This is a genomic window from Micromonospora sp. NPDC003197, from assembly GCF_053590565.1.
Window position 1 is genome coordinate 280,729 of record NZ_JBSFTE010000005.1, and the last position, 22,614, is coordinate 303,342.

Genomic DNA, 22,614 nt, shown 5'->3' on the forward strand with positions numbered 1-22,614 from the left:
AGGCCTGATTGGGGCCTGGCTTGGAACTATGGCCGGCTGGGTGGAGGATACGAAGGGTGTCAGCGGAGGCGGGGCCCGCATTCACCAGCGGTGCAGACGAGCACGTTCGCCGGGTACGGCTCCCCGCCGACCGGCGTACCCCCGCCACTGCCCGGGCCATCGTCCGGTCGGTGCTGGCGGAGGCGGATCTCGACGAACTGCTCGACGAAGCGCTGCTGCTGACCACCGAGCTGTCCACGAACGCGGTCGAGCACGCCGGCACTGAACTGGACATTGAGGTCGTTGCGGACGGACACGGCTTGACGGTGACGGTATCGGACTTCGCCCCCGGGCGGATCAACGACGTGATCGCCCGGCCTCGGATCGACGCCACCGACATCGCCGAAGTCTCGGAGCGAGGTCGTGGCCTGTTGCTTGTCGACCACTTCGCCAGCCGCTGGGGCACCAGCCACCAGCCGACCGGCAAGGGTGTCTGGTTCCGGCTCGATCGCAAGCACCCCGCTCCCGGGGCAGATCCCGGTCAGTCAGATCCGACAACCGTCGCCACTGGGCCACTGACCGGTGCGTCCAGCCCAGCTCCGGAGCAGGCCGCACCAAGCGCCGGGGCACTGAGCGCGTTGATGCAGACGGCACCGGATCCCTCATCCGACGATCCCCTGCCGGAGTTCGCCGGCAACCTGCTGGCCCGGATCGGCGAGATGCTCGGGGCGGCCGGCGGGTCCGTACGCCTTGATCGGGGTGACGGGGCGGGCGAGCAACTCCTCGCCCGCTACGGCCGCCAGCCCCGGCCCGGTGACGCCCTGGTCCGGGTGCCGCTGGCGGTCAACCGGCCCTACTCCGGGGAACTGGAACTCGACGCGGCCCCCTCGGCGTACGCCCGACCGCTGGCCGCCCTGATGGCGGAACGGCTCTCCCTGCACCTGGAGAACGACCGGCTTCGCCGGGCGGACGTACGCCGCCAGACCTGGTTGACCTTCCTCGCCGAGGCGAGCGAACTGCTCGCCCAGTCCCTCGACGTCAAATTGACCATGGCGTTGATCCCGCAGCTCGTGGTGCCCCGCCTCGGTCAGTGGTCTGCGGTACACATCACCGACGAGTGGGGGCGACTCCAACTCGCGGCAGCGAGCCACGCCGACGAGTCGATGTTGCCGCAACTGCACGAGGTGCTCGACGAGAGCGGCCCTGATTCGGTGCAGGCCCGAATTCGGGAAGCCTCCCGGATCGGCTCCCAGGTGCCGATCGGCGGGCCGATGGACGGCATCGCGCTGCCGCTGGTGGCGCGGGGGCAGCGGCTCGGCACGCTGACGGTCGGTCGCCACCAACGCCATCGGCACGATCCCGACGAAATCGGCGTGCTGGAGGACGTGGCCCGCCGGGCGGCGCTGGCGATCGAGAACGCGCGGATCCACGCGGAGCGGCGGCGGATCGCACAGACCCTGCAACAGTCCCTCCTGCCGCCGGTACTGCCGGTGGTGGACGGTATCGGGTTCGCCGCCGAATACGTGCCCACCGGTGACGACGCCGAGGTGGGTGGCGACTTCTACGACGTACTGCCGTTGCCGGACGGCCGATGGCTGGTGGCCGTCGGTGACGTCTCCGGCAAGGGAGTGCAGGCTGCCACCGTCACCGGGCTGGTCCGCGACGTGATCCGGGTGCTGATCAGGGACGGTAAGCCGCTACCGGAGGCGCTCTCCCGGCTCAACGAGACACTGCTCGAACGTGGCGCCGGCCGCTACTGCACGCTGGCGCTGGCCGCCGTGGGACGAGGTCCGGACGGACAGCTCGACGTGTCGCTGCACCTCGCCGGCCACGACCGGCCGGTGCTGGTCCGGGGCAACGGTCAGGCGTCCTTCGTCGGGACCGGCGGCACCGCGCTGGGGCTGCTGGACACCATCGCCACCCCCGCTACGGACGTGTTGCTCGGCCCGGGTGACGCGCTGGTCTTCTACACCGACGGCGTGACCGAGCGGCGGCGCGGGCGGGAACTGTTCGGTACCGATCGGCTCCGCGACGCCACCGTGCCGCTGGCTGGATATTCGGCCGAGGTGATGGCTGCTCGGCTCCGTTCCACCGCGATCGGCTTCTCCGCCGAGTCGCCGCGCGACGATATCGCTATTCTGGTGCTGCGAAATGACATGATCAGCTGAGTCGACATCGACGTATCGTCGAATGGACATGTCCGGTACGGCGACCTGAAACGCCTTACGGACGAGGGTGTCGGCCTTATCTGGGGGAAAGGTCCTGCCCATGGTCCGCATGCTCCTCGGGCGTCGCGCCACCAGCGCGGCACCGAGCGCGGGCCAGGACCTCCGCCCGCGCCCCGGCCCGCGAACCCGGGACCGCTACCTGGACCTGTGGCGCGCAGCCGCACTGGTACGAGTGGTCGTGTACCACGTCTTCGGCTGGGTCTGGCTCACCGTCCTCTTTCCCGCGATGGGGCTGATGTTCGCCCTGGCCGGCTCCCTGATGGCCAGCTCGCTGGACCGCAGTGGACCGAAGGCGATCACCCGTCGGCTCCGCCGACTGCTGCCGCCGCTGTGGGCGTTCGCGGCGGTGGCCGTACCGCTCATGCTGTTCACCGGGTGGGGGGCCGCGCCAGCTGCCCAGCTCGGCTGGGGCGAGCTGCTCTGGTGGATCTTCCCGGCGCGTACGCCGCCGACCGGGAGCCAATCCTGGGCCTGGGCGTTCAACGCGGTGCTCTGGTACATCGTCACGTACCTGTGGCTGGTGCTGCTCTCGCCGGCCCTGCTGGCTGCCTTCCGCCGCTGGCCATGGCGCACCATCGCGGTAGCGGTCGCCGTACCCGTGGCGTCCCTCTTCGGCGTAGTGCAGATCGGCGGCTACTTCAACGAGCAGGCCACCAACGTCGGCACCTACGTGGCCTGCTGGCTGCTCGGCTTCGCCCACCACGACGGGCTACTCAAACGACTACCGGCCCGCCGGTACGCCATCGCGGTCGCCACGATCGCACTCGCGGGTGCCACCTGGGTGCTCGTCGCCGCCTGGTCGAGCGGCAGTTTCGACCTCAACCGCATCCCCGGTGGCAACACCCTCTGGTCGATCGCCTTCGTCGCCACGGTGCTGCGGTTCCAGCCCCGACTCGACTGGCTGACCCAACTCCGGCCGCTGAACCGGGCCATCGACCTGCTGAACGCCCGAGCGGTCACCATCTACCTGTGGCACATGCCGGCCGGACTGCTCGCCGCCATCGGACTCAGCTCGATCGCGTTCTCCGGCTGGGCCGGCAACGTCGTACTCCGGTTGACCGCAGTGTGGCTGATCACGGCGGTGGCGGTGGTCCTGCTCGGTTGGGTCGAGGATCTCGCCGCCCGCCGGTCGCCCGCCCTGATCCCGCGTACCGGCACCGCGCCGCAGCGCGCCGCTCGGCCCGGGGCGGCACCGTCCGCTGCCGACCTGGTGACGACGCCCGCTGCCGCCCCGGCGACAACTTCGGTCGCCAGCAGCGCGCTGGCCGGCCCTGTCCCGCGCCGGATCATCCCGGGTAGCCGTTGGCACCGGGGGATGGTCGCGACCGTGGCAACCCTCGCCGTCTGCCTGGCCTTCACCGCGCTCAACGTCCTACCGGGTACGCCGACCCAGAGCCAGGACCGGCAGCCCCGACACGAGACCATGCACTATCTATCTGATTTGCTGCTGGTGCTGGAGGACCCGTCCGCACCCGAGCCGGCGGCCCAGTCGATCCCGCTGCCGCCGACACCGACGAACGTGGACGATGCCCGCCCACGCGGGGTCGTCACTCAGGCCCCCAGCCGACTCCGGGTGCATCCCCCACCGGGCTGTGAACGCCTCCGGGCCATCGTTGAGGTGGTCGACACCGACAACGACGGCGTCCAGGTGACCTTCGCCGTCCGTACCGATGGGGTCACGGTCTACGAGTCGAGCGCCCGTGGCCGAGGTGACCTCGCCGAGGAGATCGACGTCGACGTGACCCAGGCGACCTTCGTCGACCTGGTCGCCACCAGTTCGGCCGGTCGGGCGTCCACAATCTGGGCCGACGGTCGCTTCGTCTGCGCCTCCTGAGCAGCCTCCTGACCAGCCTGCCCGCTGGCTGGCTGGCCGCAGGCCGGCATGGTGGCTGCCTCGCTGGCTGGCATGGTGGCCCGGCGTGGGGTGGCCGACATGGGGTGGCCGACATGGGGTGGCCGGCCGCCACCGATCAGAATTCGGCGAACAGGTACGGCGTACAGCGCGGAAACAGGGTCCGTAGCTCCGCTTCGGCGTCCCGGTCCAGGGTGCCGAAGCCTCGGATGGCCACGTCGGCGGGATCGAGGACGCCGTAGACCAGCCCGGAGAGCCCCGCACCGGTCAACGTCGCGCTGGGCAGCAACGACTCCGACCCGCGTACGACCTCCAGCTTCCCATCGGTGCCATCCAGGAGATAGCTGCCGCCGATGAACCGATCGTCAACGACCTCGACGGTCAGCCGGCCGGAACCGACCGCCAGTCCGGCCAACGCCTCCAGCGACAGCACCCGGGCCATCGGTGCGCCACCGGTCGGATAGACCACCCGACTCTGGACGTGGACGGCGAAGTCGGTGGCCCACAGCTCGGGGGTCTCGTCGGCCGCCACCCGTACGCTGATCTCCGCGACCTGGTCGACGTGGTGGGCGAAGAACCGCAGCAGCAACGCGCGACCCAGCGGCCCGGTGGTGAGCAGGTCGCCCGCGCTCATCTTCCCGCCGAAGTCGTCGATCCGGTAGTGCACCGCCCCGACAACCGCACCGTCGACCTCGGCGACGGCCAACCAGTCCTTGTCGTCGTCACGCTGACGTACCGCACGGAACTCCGGCGCAACGGCGAACCCGTGCCGGTCAGCCAACAGCCGGTGGGTCAGGTCGCGATAGCTGTCGTAGCCCTCCTTGATCCGGTGCAGGGTGACCTCACCGGGCAGCTGAACCCGCAGCAGCGACCCGAGGTTGGCCGGAGCGAAGGTGACGGTCCGGGCCGCTGGCAGCCCGACATAGCCGAACCGCTCGTAGAAGGAGGCGCGGAACGGGTAGAGCGCGCTGATCGAATGGCCAGCGTCCCGCATCTCACCGAGCAGTCGGTGCAGCAGTGCCCGGACGTGGCCCTGACGACGGCTCAACGGGTGGGTGGCGACCCCGGCGACGCCGGCCATGGGCTGGACCGAGCCTCGCAGGTTCTGTCGCATCGGGATGGCCGACGCGGTGGCCACGGCCCGATCCCCGTCCGCCGCGACGAGCGTGACGTTCCCGTCGACGTACGGCAGATAACGGCGGAACTCCTCCGCCCGGTCAGGGCCACTCGGGGACTGCTCGAAGGCGTACGCCTGGAGGGGCAGGGAGGTGGTGAGCCGTTCTTCGCCGGTGACCCGTCGGATGTCCATCCGCTCATCCCAGCGCGGTCGGTAACGATCTTCAACCGGATTACTCCGCCCCCATCCAGCCCGGTCATGCCGCGCCGACCAGACCGAGTTCCCCCAGTACCCGGGCCAGTCGGTCGTTCTCGGCACACAGGAACGCGCCGAACTCCTCGCCGTCGAGATAGGCGTCGGTCCAGCCGTACCGGGCCAGGGCCGCCTGCCACGATGCGCTGCCACGTAGTCGGGACACGGCTGCCCGCATCGCCGTGACGTCCCGCTCGGCGAGGCCCGGCGGGGCGACGACACCCCGCCAGTTGGCGAACACCACGTTGACACCGTTCTCCCGCAGGGTGGGGGCGTGGATGCCGGGGATCCGGCGTTCGCTGGTGACCGCGAGCACCCGAAGCTGCCCGGAGGCGATCTGGTCGGCGTACTCGCTGACCCCGGAGACCCCGAAGGCGACCTGCTTGCCGAGGATCGCCGCGAGCAGGTCGCCACCCCCGTCGTACCGGTGGTAGGCGACCTGGCGTGGTCGGATGCCGACGGCCTCGGCGAGCAGCATCGGCGCGAGGTGGTCGGGCCCGCCGGCCGTGGAGCCGCCACCCACCGGTACGGCGGCGGGCTGGGCCCGCCACGCGGTGACCAGGTCGGCCAGTTCCCGGTACGGCGAGTCCCGGGTGACCACGATGATGGCCGGCTCCTCGATCAGGCGGGCGATCGGTGTGGTGTCCTGCAGGGTGACCGGTGCGTTACCGGTGTGCTGGCTACCGACCACGCCCAGCCCCATCAACATCAGCAACTGGCCGTTGCCCCGCTCGTAGCCCAGCCGCCGTAACCCGACCACGCCACCACCGCCGGGCAGGTTGAACACCTCCACGTTCCGGGTGATGCCACCATCTGCCAGGGCCTTTGCCATGGTGCGCGCGGTGACGTCGTAACCGCTGCCCGGCGGATTGGGCACCATGATCCGCAATTCGGTTCGGGTATCCGGGTCCGAGCCGGGCACGCAGGCCCCGCCGGCGAGCAGGACCACGAGGCCGGCCGCCAGCACGCGGATCAGCTGGCCCATCACGGCTCCTTCGAGAATCCGGTACGTGCAGATCCTGCTCGCCCAACGGCCCGTTGTCACGAGTCCGTCCCCGATAGTTACGGCGTGATGGTTGCGCTGCCCCGCTCAACGCACTTTCCTGCTTGTGGTGTTAGGAAGGGCCCCTTCCTATGCAAAAAGCGATAAGAAGGGGCCCTTCCTTTCACCGGAGAGGGGAGGGTGGGATGCAGCGGTTGTCCTTGGCTGGGCAGTTTTTGCTGTTCCAGCTCGGCATCGTGCTGTTGGTGGTGAGTGTCGTGGCGGCGGTATCGATCACCGAGTCCGATGTGGAGTTTCGTCGCGAGGAAGGCGCGCGCCTCCGGTCAGTCGGCGAGAATGCCGCCATCAACCGGACCGTACGGTTGGGCATCGGCGAACCGGGCGACCGAGAGGCGCTGGCCACGGTGGCGGAGAGTGCTCGCGCGGTCTCCGGTGCGTCGTACGTGCTGATCACCGACGCGACGGGCAAGCTGCTCACCGGGCCGGACGCGGGCGCGCCGGCCGTCCTCGGGGCCAGCGACGGGCTCTCCGGCCGCTCCTGGGTCGGGGTGGTCGACGACGGCAGCCCGGCGCTGGTCGCACACGTGCCGGTACTGGACGAGCGGGACGGCCGCTTCCTCGGCCTGATCGTGGTAGGCCGCACCTATCCGACCCTGCCCGAGCAGTTGGCCACCGCGTTCCCCAACCTGCTCACCTACCTGCTGCTCGGCGGGGCGCTCGGGGTGGCCGGCTCGCTGCTGCTGGCCCGTCGGGTCAAGTTGCAGACGCTGGGGCTGGAGCCGGGGGAGATCGCCGGACTCGTCGAGCACCGGGAGGCGATGTTGCAGGGCATCAAGGAGGGCGTCGTGGGTACGGACGTCGCCGATCGGGTCACCCTGGTCAACGACGAGGCGGTACGACTGCTCGGGCTCCCAGAATCACCGGTCGGCCAATCCCTGCACAGTCACCCGATGGAACCGCGCCTGCGGGACGTACTGACCGGCCGGGTCACCGGGGTGGACCAGATCGTGCTCAGCGACGACCGGGTGCTGGTGCTCAACCGCCAGCCGGTGATGGTGCGGGGTCGCCAGGTGGGCTCGGTGACCACCCTGCGGGACCGGACCGAGCTGACCGCGCTACGCCGGGAACTCGACGTCAGCCGGCACACCACCGACACACTGCGTGCCCAAGCGCATGAATTCTCCAACCGGCTGCACATCATCGCCGGTCTGGTGGAGTTGGGCGAACACGACGAGGTGGTGCGCTACATCACCCGGGCCAGTCAGGTGCATGAGGCGCTCAACCGTGATGTGACCACGCTGATCCGAGATCCGGCGCTCGCCGCGCTGCTGATCGCCAAGGCCAGTCTCGCCGCTGAACAGGGAGCCCAGTTGCACGTCTCGCCGGACTCGGATCTGCCCCCGGTCGACGACCGGATGGCCGGTGACCTGGTCACCGTGGTGGGAAACCTGGTCGACAACGCGCTGGACGCGATCAGTTCCGGCGGCGAGGTGACGGTGAGCGTCCGTACGACCGGCGACGCGGTGCGGGTGACGGTCACCGACTCGGGCCCCGGGGTGCCCCCGGAGTTGGTCGAGGAGGTCTTCCGGCAGGGCTACAGCACCAAGGAGGAGGCGTTGGGCCATCATGGGCTCGGGCTGGCCCTGACTCGGCTGATCTGTCTGCATCGGGGCGGCAGCATCGAGGTCTCCGGGTCGGCGTTCCACGCCCGCCTTCCGCTAGTGGTCGGAGCGGCATCGTGATCCGGGTGTTGGTCGTCGACGACGACTTCATGGTCGCCAAGGTGCACAGTGGATTTGTGGCCCGGGTGCCGGGGTTCACTGTCGCTGGGGTGGCACACACCGGGGCCCAGGCACTTGCCGAGATCGAACAGAGCTGTCCCGACCTGCTGATACTCGACATCTACCTGCCGGACTTCTCCGGGCTGGAGGTGTTGCGCCGGCTCCGGGAGGACGCGGCCGGGGTGGATGCCCTGGTGGTCACCGCCGCCCGGGACGTGGACACGATCCGTACCGCCCTGCGGCACGGCGTCGTGCATTACCTGATCAAGCCGTTCACCTTCGACGTGCTGCGGGATCGGCTGGAACGGTATGCGGAGGCCCACCACCGGCTGTCCGGCTCCGGCGAGGTGGCGCAGGACGAGGTGGACCGGCTGCTGATGGCGATGCGACCCGGCCCGATCGACCTGCCGAAGGGGTTGACGCAGCCAACGGCGGAGTTGGTGTCCCGGGCACTGCGTGACGCGGACGGGGACCTGTCGGCGAGTGAGTGTGCCGATCGGGTCGGGCTGTCCCGGGTGAGCACTCGCCGCTACCTGGAACATTTCGTCGGTGCGGGCAAGGCGAAGGTCACCCTGCGGTACGGCTCCGCCGGTCGACCGGAACGGCGGTTCCGATGGACCGGCGGAGCCGGCTGACGAACTGGACCGGCGGGGATCGTCAGTCGTCCTCGCCGAAGACCAGCCGCTGTGCCGACCGGCCCCGTAGCTTGGCCACGATCCGTGGCAGGTACGGCACCAGCACGGCGAGCACCACCAGCCCGAGCAGCACTGCGGTCAACGGTCGACTGACGAACACGGTCAGGTCGTTGTTGGCGAGCACCAGGGTCCGCCGGAACTGCAACTCCATCATCGGGCCGAGGATGGCGCCCAGGATCACCGGCGCGATCGGGAAGTCGAAGTGCCGCATGAAGAACCCGATCACCCCGATGCCGTACGCGATCAGCACCTGGACCACGCTGTTCGAGGCGACGTACACGCCGAGCGTGGCGAAGACCAGGATGCCCGCGTACAGGACTGGCCGGGGAATCTGGAGCACCTTCACCCAGACCCGGATCAACGGCAGGTTCAACGCCAGCAGCAGGACGTTGCCGACGTAGAGCGAGGCGATCAGCGCCCACACCAGCTCCGGTGACTTCTCGAACAGCTGCGGCCCCGGTTGCAGGTTGAAGATCTGGAACGCGGCCAGCATCACCGCTGCGGTCGCCGAGGTGGGGATACCCAGGGTCAACAGCGGCACCAGTACGCCGGAGAAGGCCGCGTTGTTGGCCGCCTCCGGCCCGGCGACTCCTTCGATCGCCCCCTTGCCGAACTGCTCCTTGTGCTTGGAGCGACGCTTCTCGAAGGTGTACGACAGGAAGGTCGGCACATCGGCTCCGCCGGAGGGCAGTGCGCCGAAGGGGAATCCGAGGGCGGTGCCGCGCAGCCACGGCCGCCAGGACCGAGCCCAGTCCTGCCGGCTCATCCACCGGGCTCCGCCGACCGGTTCGAGCGGCGTCACGTGCTCGGGCAGGTGCCGCAGCCGGCTGGCGACGTAGAGCGTCTCCCCGATGGCGAACAGGCCGACGATGATCACCACGACGTCGACGCCTTCGAGCAGTTGCAGGCTGCCGAAGGTGAACCGGGCCTGCCCGGTCAGCCCGTCCAGGCCGACCAGACCGAGGAAGAGGCCGAGGCTGAGCGACATCAACCCGCGTACGAGGGATCGGCCGACCAACGCGGTGACCGCGACCATGGCCAGCAGTGCCAGGGCGAAGTAGTCCGCCGCCCGGAAGTTGACGGCCAGCTCGGCAAAGGGTTTCGCGAACAGGGTCAGCAGCAACGTCGAGATCGTGCCGGCGACGAAGGAGCCGATCGCCGCAGTGGCGAGGGCGGCCCTGGCGCGGCCTCGCCGCGCCATCTGGTAGCCCTCGATCGCGGTGGCCACCGAGGCGGACTCGCCCGGGGTGTTGAGCAGGATGGAGGTGGTGGATCCGCCGTACATCGCCCCGTAGTAGATGCCGGCGAACATGATGAAGGTGCCGATCGGGTCGTCCAGGCTGAACGTCACCGGAAGCAGCAGGGCGATGGTCAGCGCCGGCCCGATGCCGGGGAGCACCCCGACGAACGTGCCGAGGGTGACGCCAATCGCCGCGTAGAGCAGGTATTGCGGGCTCAGTACGGTCCCGAATCCCGCCAACAGATCGGTCATAACGGCAGGACTCCGCTGGGCAACTGGATGGCGAGAAGGTAGGTGAAGGCGAGGTAGATAACCAGCGCGAGCGGTACGCCGATCACGACGTCCCGAAGCAGCTGCCGGCTACCCAGGATTCGGGCGGTCGCCACGAAGAACACCGCTGAGGCGAGCACGAATCCGACCGGCTCCAGCGCGAAGACGTAACCGCAGAGTGCGACGGCCAGCAGGACGGGCTGGAGCCACTGGATACGCTCCGGTTCCGACGGGTCGGACGAATCATCAGCGTCCGCCGTCGCCTCCGATGCCGGGTCGTCACTCGTAGTCGCTGCCGGCGCCGAATCGTCAGCGTCCGCCGCCGCGTTCGGCACCGAGTCTTCGACGGTGGCCGAATCGGCTGGTGGGGTGGCGTGGTCCGGCGACACGAATTGTTGGATCAGGTACCACAGAGCCAGGAGCAGCCAGCCACCGGAGACCACGACGGGGGCCAGCCACGGCCCGGCGGGAGCGAAGTCACCGCCGGCCGCGTGGTACGCGTACCAGAACAGAAAGGCCCCCGTCGCCAGCATCACAGCGCCCAGCACCAGGGGTCCCAGCGGCCGCCGGGAACGGGCGGCGGCCCGCTCCGTTCCCGGTGCCGCAGTGGTGGGTGGCGTCATCTAGCTGGCCAACCCGATCTCGGTGAGTACGGCGGTGATCCGGGCGCTCTCACTGGCGAAGTACGCCGCCGCCTCGTCACCGCTGCGGTAGAAGTCGTCCCACTTCTGCTCGGTGAGGGTCTTCTTCCACTGCTCGGAGGCGTGCAGCTTGTCCATCATGGCGATCAGCGCGGCCCGTTCGCCGTCCTTGATTCCCGGCGGGGCCACCACACCGCGCCAGTTCATCAGCTCCACGTCGTACCCGGATTCCTTGATCGTGGGTGCCGGCTTGCCGGCGCCCACGTCCACACCCGCGCTGCCGGAGACCGCCAGCGCGCGGACCTTGCCGGCCGCGACCAGGTCCTTGAACTCGCTCGCGCCGGAGACGGCGGCGGTCAGGTCACCGGCGAGCAGGGCGGCCTTGGACTCGCCGCCCCCGGAGTAGGCCACGTACTTCATCGCCTTCGGGTCCGCTCCGGCGGCCTTGGCGAGCAGGCCGACCAGGATCTGGTCGGTGCCACCGGCGGAACCGCCACCCCAGTTGATCGAGGAGGGGTTGGTCTTCGCGTCGTCCATCAGCTGCTTGAGCGTCGTGTACTTGGACGATGCCGGAACCACGATCACCTCCTGCTCGGCGGTGAGCGTCGCGATCGGGGTGACCTGGTTGAGTCCCACCGGGGACTTGTTCGTCACCACGCCGCCGACCATGACCAGGCCCATGACCATCAGCTGGTGCGCGTCGCCCCGGTTCTTGGTCACCAACTGCGACAGGCCGAGCGTGCCGGCAGCCCCGGGCACGTTGTAGACCTCGACCGACTTGTCGATCAGCTTGCCGTCGGTGATGGCCTTCTGCATCGAGCGAGCGGTGATGTCCCAGCCGCCACCCGGTGCGGCCGGGGCCATCAGCTGCACGGTCCGGGTTGGATACTTGGTCGCTCCGCCGTCACCCGCGTCGCTGGCCTTGTTGCACCCCGCTCCTGCGAGGACCAACACCGGAAGGCAGGCTGCCAGAAGGGTACGGCGGCGCACTGCGGGAGCACCCCGAAGGTCTGTCATCTCATCTCCACTGACCGGGATCGACTATTGCCGCCGTACTTCGGCTGCGTCTTGCCGCCGTGTTTCGGCTGCGTTTCGTCGATGCTGTCCGGCCGGCCGCCCCGGGTCACCCTTGCGGTCGTGGAGTTCGTTTTGGTCGTTGTGGTCGCGGCCCGCCCTCGTCGCGCCCCGGGTGCCGCGCCGTGCCGCCTACCCGGCAAGTACGTCGGCCAGCACGATGGTGACGTTGTCCGGCGCACCCCCCTGATGCGCCAGCTTGACCAGGTATTCCGCCCGTTCCCGCAGGTCAGTCGCGCTGCCCAACACCTGGGCGAGGACATGGTCGTCGACGACGTCGGAGAGTCCGTCGCTACACAGCAGCAGCCGATCACCCGCTTCGACGGCCAGCACCATGATCGTCGGGGCGACGTCCTGGCCCTGAAGTGCCCGGGTCACCAGGGAACGCTGCGGATGCCGGCGAGCCTCCTCCGGGCTCAGCACCCCCTGATCGACCAGCGCTTGGACCAGCGTGTCATCCCGGGTCAGCTGCCGCAGGCCGGTCCGCCGCAGCAGATAGCCTCGCGAGTCACCGACGTGCGCAAGGGTGAGTTCCGCACCAGCCAACAAGGCTGCGGTCACCGTGGTGCCCATGCCGTCGTTGGCCGGGTCCGCATCGGCCGTCTCCCGGATTCGATGGTTGGCCGCGCCGATCGCCCGGGACACCACCGCCCCCGCCGTCTCCTCGGCCGTGAGCGGCCGGTCCAGCGGGGTCAACTCTCGAATGACGAGCGCGCTGGCGACCTCGCCGGCGGGTAGTCCGCCGATGCCATCGGCGACCGCCACCAGTCGCTCGCCGGCATAGGCGGCGTCCTCGTTGTTGTCGCGGACCAGCCCGGGGTCGCTGACCATCGCCGTACGCAGGATCAAGGTCATGTAAGCAGCATGCCAAGAAGACCGTCGCCACGTCTCTACGCACTACTACGTAGGGTTAGGGCATGATGCCGGTCCCCATGGTCGGTCGCGCGGGCGAACTGGCCGAGCTCGTCGACACCTGGTCCGGGTTGGCGACGGCGACCCGGCCGGCGGGGCGGACGGCGGTGATCACCGGTCCGGCCGGCGTCGGAAAGAGCCTGCTGACCGCCACGGCACTCGACGCGTTCGAGCCCTGTCCACGTACGGTGCTCTCCGGTGCGGCCCGGCTGCACAGTCCGGCCCCCTACGACTGGCTGGCCGCCGTGCTGACCGGACGGGACACCACCGCCCTGCCGTTACCGGTCGACGCGCTGGCCTGGCTGGCCCAGCACCCCGACCCGCCCCGCGAGCGGTACGCCCCGGAGGCACTGCTCCGGCTCGCGGTGCGTACGGTCCGGGAGCTGGTCGGCGCGGGGCCGGCGGTACTGGTCGTCGAGGATCTGCACGCCCTCGACCCGGCCAGCCTCAACCTGATCGGCGAACTCGCCACCGTGCCGGACTTCCCGATCCTGCTCATCGTCACCAGCCAGCCGCCGGAAGTGGCCGTCTCCCCCGCCCTCACCGCCCGTACGATGGCCCGGCTCGCCGGAACGGCCGGCGCGGTCCGCCAGCACCTTGACACCCTGGGCCGGTCCGAGGTGGCCGACATTCTGACCAAGGCCTATCCCGGACACGCCGTACCGGCGGCGGTCGTCGAGGCTGCCTGGGAACGGACCGGGGGTAACCCGTACCGGCTCACCGAGCTTCTGGTGGCCCGGGGTGGTGGCGGCCCGCAGGCGTTGATCCGCGAGCCCGCCGGGATGGAACCCACCGGGGCGGGGCTCGCCCAGACGGAGTTCAACCGGACGGAACTCGCTGGGGCGGAACTCACCGGACGGGAAGCCGACGTGCTCGCCTGCCTGGCCGCCGGAATGTCCAACAAGCAGGTTGCCCGATCATTGGGGATCTCGGTCCGAACGGTGACCGTGCACGTGTCGAATTTGCTGCGTAAGACCGGTTCGGCTTCGCGGACCGAGGCGGCCCTCTGGGCCGTACGCCATCGACACGCCGGGGCGGCACCACCGACGAACTCGGCATTTCCCCGCGCTTGACGCGTAGTCCATCATTGACTGTACGGCTGGGAATTTTCGATCTCGCTAGCCTCGCGTTGTCGGAATCTTGCCGGGCACTTCCCTATCATCTACTTGCTTCCGGGAGCCTCCGGCGTCCCGAGCCCCATAACACGATTGCCGCCGACCGTACGGGCGGCGCATTGGCGGATGGTGGTGCACTGGGATGAGGATCCAGCCTCGGCAGCAACTTCTGGAGGTTTGGAGCGCGGCCGTACGGTCGTCCTGGCGGGACGGCGAGTGGGTGTGGGGCGGGCGCGACGGCGCGAATTCGATCAGCGATGCCGAACAGCTGCTCTGCATCCTGCTCCCCGCGACAAAGGTCGGCACATTCAAGATCGACCGTCCGGATGAGACCGCCGACGACATGATCAAGGCATTGCGCCCCCTTGGCAATGCCACGCAGATTCCCCGGGTGCTCATGCAGGTACTTCGGGACTACTACACCAGGTATACCGACGGGTCCGGTACGCCCGTTTTCTCAGGCAGCACCTATTTCGACATAGGCGGCGCGCCCGAGGCCAAACCGGAGCAGCTACAACTGGACATCGTCGACTCGTACGCCATGTCGGTGACGCTGTCCCTGTCCACGATCGGTTTCCTCCGCGTCTTCCGCCAATCCGTCAGCCGGGACGAGATCCTGCGGGAGATCGAAACCCTGGAGGCCATGGCCAGCGTTCGGCTGAGCGCCGCCATGGTCGGACTGCTCCGCAGCTTCTCGGTCAACGTCTTCGACGTGGACTCCCCGGAAGGCCAGGCCCTCTGCCGGATGGTCAACCAGGGCGGCCTGCCACAACGGCAGATCGTCGCCCAGCTCCGCCGCGAGCTACGCCAGACGATGGCGAGCTTCCGAGAGATTCTGATCGGTTCTGGTCAGGTCGCTGACCTGGAGAGCCCCAACCGACTCTTCGAGTGTGGCTGGTCCTGGGGCGTCGTCAAGGACGCTCCGACGATCAAGACCGAGGAACCGGTGGGAGATCAACCCAGGGGTGTGGCGCTGGAAGCGCCCTACCTCTACTTCACGGTCATCGCCCTGGACGCCATCGAGGACCTGCTCTCCGAACGGACGCGAATCCTTGGTCTGCTCAACGACGAGCAGCAGCGACTGTCCCGAGCCCTACAGTTGCGCTGGGAACTGACCCGCACCTACTGGGCGGCGGTGGCCACATTCGGTGACGGCCATCGGTGGCCGCTGGAAGACATCCCCTGGCGCACCACTGACGAAGAGTCCTCCGACTACTACACGCTGCTGGTGACCTCGTTGGCCGTCAAGGGCCTGGTCCGCGAGCGCGGCTCGGATGCCGAGCTGGGCCGGGTGGGTCTGGTCCTCGAAGAGCTGGCCAATCGGTCCCGCATCACCCGACGGGCACTCGACCAGGACGCGGCGGTATCCCTCCACTCACCGGGGGTACGCCTGTCGTTGGTCGGCAGCGAGCAACTCGGCGGCCCCCAGCTACGTTGGGTGGTCAGCGAGTTCTCCGCCCTGCTGTTGCAGCGTTCCTCCGTGATCGCCGGGCTGTTGAGCGAGGCCGACCAGCGGGCCCGGCTGCTGGAACTGGCCGACCGGACCTGGGACCACCTGCTCGACCGGCGACTCGACCGAGGGGCCGCACGCAGTCTGTGGGACCAGCCGGCCAAGGTCTTCCAACAGTTACCGGTCAACTACGACGAACCCTCCTGGTACCACACCGAACGGGTGGTGCAAGGGCTCGTCACCACCGCCAACATCCTCAGCCGGCCGCCCCTGCGCAGTGACCGGTTGGCGGTCTTCGCCCGGGACCTGCTCAACGAGGCCGAACACCTCTACGACATCGAACTGCTCAGCGGCGCCGCAGAAGCCGGCCCAAAGATCCAGCAGACCCTGCACATCGTCCGGGTAAACCTTCGGCGGGCCCGAGAGATCCTCCAGGACCGGCCGGCGACCGCTGCGGCACTCGCCACCGAAGTGCTACGGGTACTCGACGAGTTCGCCGCGGCTCGCCGCGACGTCGCGGAGGCGGGCTGACATGTTGATTTTCGCGGTGTCCGACAAGGGCGGCACCGGCCGCTCGGTCACCAGTAGCAACGTCCTCTACCGCAGCGCGTTGCAAGGGGCGGACGTCTGCTATCTCGACTTCGACTTCGGCTCCCCCACCTCGGGTGCCATCTTCAACATCGAGTCGGCGGTACACGGCACCACCCGGGGCGGCCTGCACTCCTATTTGGATGGTGCACTGATCGAGCCGACCCGGTTCGACGTCTGGTCCGAGTCAGACCGGACGAGTCTGCGCAACCGGCCGCCCGGCGCGGGCCGGCTGGTCCTGCTCCCCGGCGACAGCGGGGGCGGGGAGTTCCCCACGACCCGGGAACGCATCGAACGCTGCAGCCGGCTCTTCCTCCGCATGGAGGAGGAGTTCGACCTCAGCCTGATCGACCTGAGCGCCGGCCGGTCGTACGCCACCGAGATGGTGCTCGCCGCCACCGCCATGCCCGAGCTGCGCTCGGTCCGGTCCCGGTGGCTGGTATTCCACCGGTGGACCCGGCAACACGTGCTCGCCGCCTCCGGCCTGGTCTACGGCTCTCGGGGCATTCTGGATACCGGCGTCCGGAACGGGCACAACCACGACGACCTCGTCGAAACCCTGCGCTTCGTGCGCACCGCCGTGGTCGACCCCGACTCTCCCGAACTCGAAGGACTCCAACCAGCGCAAGTGGCCTGGCTGCGCGAATGCAACCGGGACCTGCTGGAACTGGCCAGCAACAACCGGGTCGGCCGGACCATGCTGATCGGGTCCGTGCCACTCGACCCGGTGCTGCAGTGGCGCGAGCAACTGATCTCCGACAACGACGTGTGGGCCCGCCGGATCGCCAACCGCGAAACCGTCGAGGCGTTCGACACCCTGGCTAAACGGATCGTGGACGACTCAGCCTGGGAGACGCTTTGACGACACCGGATGTGGCTTTCGAAGAGACCGCGGCCAGACGCAGCATCGAGTCGGTCCCGCTGTCACATGTCTCGCTGGAACTCGGTCATCTATACATCGAGGAGTTCGCCGGCGGCGTGGAACAGCTCCGGCGACACTTCAACCGGATCGCGCCCTGGGTGGCCGCCGCCAAACAGGCCTGCGTCGCCCGTACGCCAGCCGGCCGGGCCCGGATCAGCACCTGTTTCCTCATCGACGACTACTTCACCCGGTTCAGCACCCCGCGTGAGGTGGTCCGGCAACTGGAGGAGGCCACCCGAGGCACCGGCCTGGTCATCGACTACTTCGCCCGCGAATCGGGCTGTGCCCGCGCCGATGACGTACCCCTCGCCGACCTGGTGCTGACGCAGCTCGTCTCCGACCCCGTGCCGCAGACCACCGGCGACCGACCACCGACCACCGAGACCGGTTGGCTGTGTAACGGGAAACGGTCGCCGGTCCAGGGGCCGGCGCAGGCGATGAGCGGAAACCTGGGCTGGATGCCCCCCGTCCAGAACGCCGCCAACCGGCACTCGATCTTCCTCGACGTCGAGCTGTGGGACTACGACGAGAACGGCGATCGACGCTGGTCCTGCCCCTTCCTGGCGGCCGTCTGGCAACTCATGCGGCTGGGCCTGCTGCGCTACGAGGGGGAAGGCGTCACCAACCCCTACCAACTCGACGACTGGCCGGACGACTGGGACGAACTGCCGGCCGTCGTCAAGCTCAACCCGCACGCCGCACCATTCAGCGCGTACCGGACCTTCTCCGTCCTCGGGTCCCGCTTCCTGCCGATCGAGCACGCCGTACGGACGATCCTCAGCCAGGTCTCGGTCAGCCTCGCCGTACTGGACCAGATCCACACCCGCAGCCGCGCCGAACGCGTCGACCTGCCCAAGGATCTGATCGAGCGAGTCGAATACGCGTTCATCGGGGAGTAGTGCCGCCGCCCGGGACCGCCGGGCGGGGCATGCCTGGCGGGTCACGCCAAGTCCGGCAGGTGATACGAGCTGGCGGTCACGCCAGGTCCGGCAGGTGATCCGGGTCGGCCCCGGGCAGCCAGGTCAGCGCCTGCCCGGCCAGCCGGCGGAAGCCAGGATCCGGATCGTCCCGGGCCAGGTCGATCAGAAGCGCCCGGATCTGCTGGTCGATGCCGAACCGTTTCCCCAACACCTTCACCGCCGCTGCGCGTACCGACCAGTCGTGGTCGCTCACCCGCTCGACGAAGAGCTCCCGCACCTCGGGTAGCTCGGCGAGGTGTTCGCCCAGCACCCGGAGCGCCTCCCGGCGTACCTCCAGGTCGGAATCGTGCCGGGCTTTCTCGATCAGCAGCTCACGCACCACTCCGTCCGCCCCGAAATGCTCGCCCAAGGTCCGCACGGCCGCCACCCGGATCAGGGCATCGTCGCTGTTCGCCCGCTTGACCAGCACCTCACACTGTTCCCCGTCAGTCCCGAGGTGCTTGGCGAGCGCCACCGCCGCCGCTTGGACCAGGTCCGCATCCCGGTCGCTGCGGACCCGGTCGAGCAGGATCCCGCGCACCTCCGGCTCGGCACCAAAGCGCTCCACCAGCAGTTGCACGGCGGCCAGCCGGATCCGGGCGTTGCTGTCGTCCCGCACCCGCTTGTGCAGGAGCCGGAAAGCGCGGGTGTCCCGGCCGCCCGAATGCAGCATGGCCGTCACCGCCTCGGTGAACACCGCCGCGTCCGGATCCCGGCGGGCCCGGTCCACCAGTACGCCGTAGACGTCCGCGTGTGCCTGCGCCTCCCGGGCGATGGCGCGCGTCGCGGCGAGTCGTACCTCCGGGTCGTTCTCGTCGCGGGCGCATTCGATCAACAGCAGTCGCACCCGGGCGTCGCTACCCACCAGGTCGGCCAGCGCGGAAACCGACGCGAGTCGTACCGCCGCGTTCTCATCGTCCCGGGCCAGTCCGGCGAGCAGGTCAGACACGGTCGGATCCATTCCGACCCGATCGACCAGGGACTGGACGGCCACCAGCCGGACCCGGGAATCGCCGTCCCCGCGCGCCATTTCACCCAATGTGGGTGCCACCACCGGGTCGACCCCGAGCCGGTCGGCCAAGGCCCGGCCCGCCAGCAGGCGTACGTCGGCGTCCCGGTCTCGACGGGCGCACGTGACCAGCAGCTCCCCCAGCGACTGGTGCTGCCGGAAGCACTCCACCAGCAGCCGCAGCGCAGCCCGGCGGATCGCCTCGTCGGCGTCGGTACGGACCCGTTCGCCCAACAAATCGCAGAGCCGGGTGTCGCTGCCGGAACGTTGCACCAGGGCCTGCCCGGCCGCCCAGAGCACCCCGGCCTCCCGGTCGGTGCCCACCCGCTCCAGCAGCAGTGTGCGGACCTGCGGGTCGGCGTTCAGTCGCTCGCCGAGCACCCGGACCGTGGTGCGCCGCAGCACCGGATCCCGGTCCTCGTTGGCCCGCGTCATCAGGATCTCGCGGACCGGCCGGGTCGCGCCGAAGCGCTCCATCAGTACCAGCGCGGCGGTCTGGACCACCTCGGCATCCCGGTCGCCCCGCAGGCACTCCAGCAGCTCGGCCCGCAACTCGACGGTGCCGCCGTAGTAGTCGCCGAGCGCCTGGACCGCAGCTCGGCGCACACTGGGCCGCTCGTCGGCCGATGCCCGTTCCCGCAGCAGCTCCCGCACGCCGGGCTGACCGTGGAAGCGCTCACCGAGGGCCTGCACCGCGGCCAGCCGTACCCCGGCGTAGCCGTCCGCCCTGGCCCGCTCGACCAGCAGCTCCAACGCCCGCTGGTCGGTGCCGAACCGCTCACCGATGGCCTGCACCGCAGCCAGTCGGACGCTGGCATGACCGTCGTCGCGAGCGCGCTTCACCAGACTGGTCTGGGCTCGCGCGGCGGCGGCCTGATGGGCCGGGCTGTCCACAGCGGCGTTGGCCAACTGCGCCACCTCGGCCAGCCCGGCGACCGAGGCGTACGACGCCGGGCTTTCGTCCATTGCGCCGAGCACCTGGTCGAAGAGGTCGTCGATGCGTTCGGCGGGGGTGGAGAGCATGGCGGCGAGCCGGGCCGCGTGGGCCGAGACCGAACTCCAGACCACCCGTACGCCTCGGCGGCGGTACCAGGACAGATAGACCTCCCGCCCGGGCCAGTTGGGGCCGATCGCCTTGGCCGCCGGCAGGATCTCCTCCTCGATCAGCCCGGCGGTCTCCCGGTCGTCGATGGCGACGCAGTGCTCCAGCAGCAGAATGATCTTCCGGAGTAACGCCTCGGCCGGTGCGGCGACGTCGGAGTAGAGATTGCGGACCTCGGCGAGGCACTGCGCGGCGAGGGCGAGGTTCCACGGCGGCGGCGCGAACCCGGCTGGCGGCCAGGGTTGGTTTACCTCCTGGGCCAGTAGCTGGATCAGCTGGGCGCTGTGCTTCTCGTGCACCGCCCCGGCGAGCAGCCGCAACACCTCCCGCCAGGAGAGGTCCGCCCAGTGCTGACGGAACAGGTCCTTCAGCTCGTCGAAGGTGAGTTCCTGGTCGTGCTGGAACCGGACCAGCAGCGCATCGGCGCAGAAGAACTCCAGGAAGGTACGGTGCACGAAGCCGTACAGCCGGGGGCCGTACCGGCTGAGGATGAAGTTCCGCTCCCGAAACTGGGCGATCATCTGGCGGGCAGCCAACCGGGCGGTCGCCGGATCGCGCTGGTATCGCTCGATCAGGTATCGCTCGAAGACCTCACTCAGTTGCTCGGCGGCGATGTAGTTGACCGCCAGCCCCCGCTCCGCCGCCTGCATCCGATAGGCGAGCCGACGGAGCAGCTCCTTCTTGTCCTCAGCGTCGATAAAGCCCAGGACCATGGATCGGTTGTGCAGGTGACGGTTGACGTCCCACTGCTCGACCAGCACGGTTGCCGCGTGGTCGTAGAGCCGCCAGCGTTCCCGGGGCAACGTCTGGTGTTTGCCGATGATGGCCAGGATGGTGAGCAGCAGCGGGCTGCCGGCCAGTTCCCGGATCGCGTGCGAGTGCCGCATCGCGTCGAGCAGTCGGGCCCGGCGAGCGCGCGCGTCCTCCGGCCGGTCGTGGATGGCCAACCGGTACCAGATGGCGAGGAACTCGTCGATCTGCCGGTCGTCAAGATCCTGGAGGGTGAAGTGGGTGAACCCGACATCGGTGAGGATCCGCCGGGAGTAGCCGATGATCCGGGAGGTCACGATCACCCGCGCCTGGGGATGGTCGGCCGCAAAGCTGGCGATCTGGCTGGCCACCTCCTCCCGCCGACGGCGGTCGAAGACCTCGTCGAGTCCGTCGAAGATGGCCACCACCCGATGACCCCGGCTGAGGTGCTGCTGAAGGGCGGCACGGTCGATGCCGAGCCCATCGACGGCGGCGCGATGGTCGAGGTAGTCGAGGAAACTCTGGCACCGCCCCTCGGCGACCAGGGTCACGAACGAGCGGAGTTCGATGAGCAACGGCAGGTGGTTGGCGAGTACGGCCAGCCGCTCGTCGGTCCGACTCTCGGCCAGCGAAAGCGCGAGGTATCGCGCCACTGTGGACTTTCCCGCGCCGGGGTCACCGAGCAGTACGACCGTGCGCTGATCGGGTGCGCCAAGCACGTCGAACAGTCGCCGCAACGGTTTCGCCCGGTACGCCTCGTGCAGGTGCACCAGTTCGGCCGGGTCCACCTCCTCGGGCACGTCCTCGGTGCCGATGTGCCGCTCGGCCTGCATCCGTTGCAGCCACTCGCGGGGCAGTTCGGCCGGGGGTGGATCCTCGCGTACGGACTGCTCCACGAAGACGCTGGTCAACTGGATCCGCAGGTAGTCCTCGGTCTGTGCCGGAGTCAGCGCGTCCAGGTCGAGTACGCCGTAGTGCTGACGCAGCCGATCGAAGTAACGTCGGACCGTGTCTTCGCTCAACGCGTGCGCGCCATGCGCCGGCACACCGAACTCGGCCAGGCAGTTGGCCACCGCGGCGGTCACCAGAGCGGCCAGCTCGGGCGGGTTGGTGAAGATGCTGCAGGTGTGCCGGGCCGCCAACTCGGCGCGTAACGCCTCGATCTTGTCGGCGTCCGCGCCCCGGTCGATCGAGGTACGGGGCCACGGCGCGTCCTCGTCGAGCAGGAATATCAGGCAGGGCTTACCGGTCGCCATGGCTTCCCGGTATTCCAACTCGGTGATCGACTTGTCGTAGCCGGCGGGCACGAAACCGTAGCGCCAGGCGAATATCCCGACGTAAACCTCGCATTCAGCGACGTCGGCCAAGCATTTCTCCAGTGGCCGCCGATCCTCGGCAACGTAGGACTCCATCGCCATGTCCTCGACCCGCAGCCGGCGCAGGGCGAGCTGGACCGCAGCACGGCAATCCTGCAGGTCCCGGAAGGTGGCTGAAACGTAGACCTTGGTCACGGCGGCTCCCTCGCGGCGTGAGCGGCACGTGGCGCAACCGTACCAATAGGACGCAAGAAAATGTTTTCTCGACGAGAGTTGGCAGCCGGCTAGAAACCGCTGTCGAACATCCGGGACGGCGAATTTTGTATTCCCCAGAGCTGACCGACCTGGCCCGGGCAGCC

Annotated in this window: 15 protein-coding genes; 8 read left to right on the forward strand and 7 right to left on the reverse strand. The window is 69.1% G+C overall.

The genetic code is table 11. The features are described from left to right. Positions 1 to 56: 56 nt before the first annotated feature. Together ACWDV4_RS08275 and ACWDV4_RS08280 are read left to right on the forward strand one after the other, a co-directional pair. Positions 57 to 2,147: a SpoIIE family protein phosphatase gene (locus ACWDV4_RS08275; RefSeq protein ID WP_449975828.1), complete on the forward strand. Its 2,091-nt coding sequence runs from the start codon at positions 57 to 59 to the stop codon at positions 2,145 to 2,147. Between the two features lie 100 nt (positions 2,148 to 2,247). Further along, the gene (locus ACWDV4_RS08280; RefSeq protein WP_449975829.1) at positions 2,248 to 4,041 is read left to right on the forward strand and encodes an acyltransferase family protein; all 1,794 of its coding nucleotides are present in this window, start codon (positions 2,248 to 2,250) and stop codon (positions 4,039 to 4,041) included. A gap of 136 nt (positions 4,042 to 4,177) precedes the next feature. Here ACWDV4_RS08280 and ACWDV4_RS08285 read toward each other — a convergent pair whose 3' ends face one another. Further along, positions 4,178 to 5,368, reverse strand: a complete 1,191-nt coding sequence (locus ACWDV4_RS08285) for a GNAT family N-acetyltransferase (RefSeq protein ID WP_449975831.1) — start codon at positions 5,366 to 5,368, stop codon at positions 4,178 to 4,180. Positions 5,369 to 5,432: 64 nt separating this feature from the next. Continuing rightward, positions 5,433 to 6,413 (reverse strand): tripartite tricarboxylate transporter substrate binding protein, encoded by a 981-nt coding sequence (locus ACWDV4_RS08290; RefSeq protein WP_449975832.1) that lies wholly within the window; start codon positions 6,411 to 6,413, stop codon positions 5,433 to 5,435. 203 nt (positions 6,414 to 6,616) lie between these two features. Between ACWDV4_RS08290 and ACWDV4_RS08295 the strand changes: the two genes are divergently transcribed. Both ACWDV4_RS08295 and ACWDV4_RS08300 read left to right on the forward strand, forming a co-directional pair. After that, positions 6,617 to 8,173: an ATP-binding protein gene (locus ACWDV4_RS08295; RefSeq protein ID WP_449975833.1), complete on the forward strand. Its 1,557-nt coding sequence runs from the start codon at positions 6,617 to 6,619 to the stop codon at positions 8,171 to 8,173. Then, positions 8,170 to 8,847 carry a response regulator gene (locus tag ACWDV4_RS08300; protein WP_449975835.1) on the forward strand — a complete coding sequence of 226 codons (678 nt, stop codon included), beginning with the start codon at positions 8,170 to 8,172 and terminating at the stop codon, positions 8,845 to 8,847. Before ACWDV4_RS08295 ends, ACWDV4_RS08300 begins: the two co-directional genes overlap by 4 nt. 22 nt (positions 8,848 to 8,869) lie before the next feature. Here the strand turns inward: ACWDV4_RS08300 and ACWDV4_RS08305 are convergent, their stop codons facing one another. From ACWDV4_RS08305 to ACWDV4_RS08320, 4 genes are all read right to left on the reverse strand, one after another. Further along, positions 8,870 to 10,399, reverse strand: a complete 1,530-nt coding sequence (locus ACWDV4_RS08305) for a tripartite tricarboxylate transporter permease (RefSeq protein WP_449975837.1) — start codon at positions 10,397 to 10,399, stop codon at positions 8,870 to 8,872. Further along, the gene (locus ACWDV4_RS08310) at positions 10,396 to 11,040 is read right to left on the reverse strand and encodes a tripartite tricarboxylate transporter TctB family protein (protein WP_449975838.1); all 645 of its coding nucleotides are present in this window, start codon (positions 11,038 to 11,040) and stop codon (positions 10,396 to 10,398) included. Before ACWDV4_RS08310 ends, ACWDV4_RS08305 begins: the two co-directional genes overlap by 4 nt. Next, entirely contained in the window at positions 11,041 to 12,012 is a 972-nt protein-coding gene (locus ACWDV4_RS08315) for a Bug family tripartite tricarboxylate transporter substrate binding protein (RefSeq protein ID WP_449975839.1), read from the reverse strand. Positions 12,013 to 12,264: 252 nt separating this feature from the next. Further along, positions 12,265 to 12,987, reverse strand: coding sequence for a PP2C family protein-serine/threonine phosphatase (locus ACWDV4_RS08320; RefSeq protein ID WP_449975841.1), 723 nt, complete (start codon positions 12,985 to 12,987; stop codon positions 12,265 to 12,267). Positions 12,988 to 13,049: 62 nt separating this feature from the next. Here ACWDV4_RS08320 and ACWDV4_RS08325 point away from each other — a divergent pair, with 62 nt between their 5' ends. The 4 genes from ACWDV4_RS08325 to ACWDV4_RS08340 all read left to right on the forward strand — a co-directional run bounded on the left by ACWDV4_RS08325 (position 13,050) and on the right by ACWDV4_RS08340 (position 18,018). Further along, positions 13,050 to 14,117, forward strand: coding sequence for a LuxR C-terminal-related transcriptional regulator (locus tag ACWDV4_RS08325; RefSeq protein ID WP_449975842.1), 1,068 nt, complete (start codon positions 13,050 to 13,052; stop codon positions 14,115 to 14,117). 184 nt (positions 14,118 to 14,301) lie between these two features. After that, entirely contained in the window at positions 14,302 to 16,140 is a 1,839-nt protein-coding gene (locus ACWDV4_RS08330) for an SCO2524 family protein (protein WP_449975843.1), read from the forward strand. A gap of 1 nt (position 16,141) precedes the next feature. Further along, the gene (locus ACWDV4_RS08335) at positions 16,142 to 17,059 is read left to right on the forward strand and encodes an SCO2523 family variant P-loop protein (protein WP_449975844.1); all 918 of its coding nucleotides are present in this window, start codon (positions 16,142 to 16,144) and stop codon (positions 17,057 to 17,059) included. Between the two features lie 11 nt (positions 17,060 to 17,070). Beyond that, positions 17,071 to 18,018 (forward strand): SCO2522 family protein, encoded by a 948-nt coding sequence (locus ACWDV4_RS08340; RefSeq protein WP_449975845.1) that lies wholly within the window; start codon positions 17,071 to 17,073, stop codon positions 18,016 to 18,018. A 76-nt stretch (positions 18,019 to 18,094) separates the two neighbouring features. Here ACWDV4_RS08340 and ACWDV4_RS08345 read toward each other — a convergent pair whose 3' ends face one another. Beyond that, entirely contained in the window at positions 18,095 to 22,450 is a 4,356-nt protein-coding gene (locus tag ACWDV4_RS08345) for a HEAT repeat domain-containing protein (protein WP_449975846.1), read from the reverse strand. Between the last annotated feature and the right edge of the window lie 164 nt (positions 22,451 to 22,614).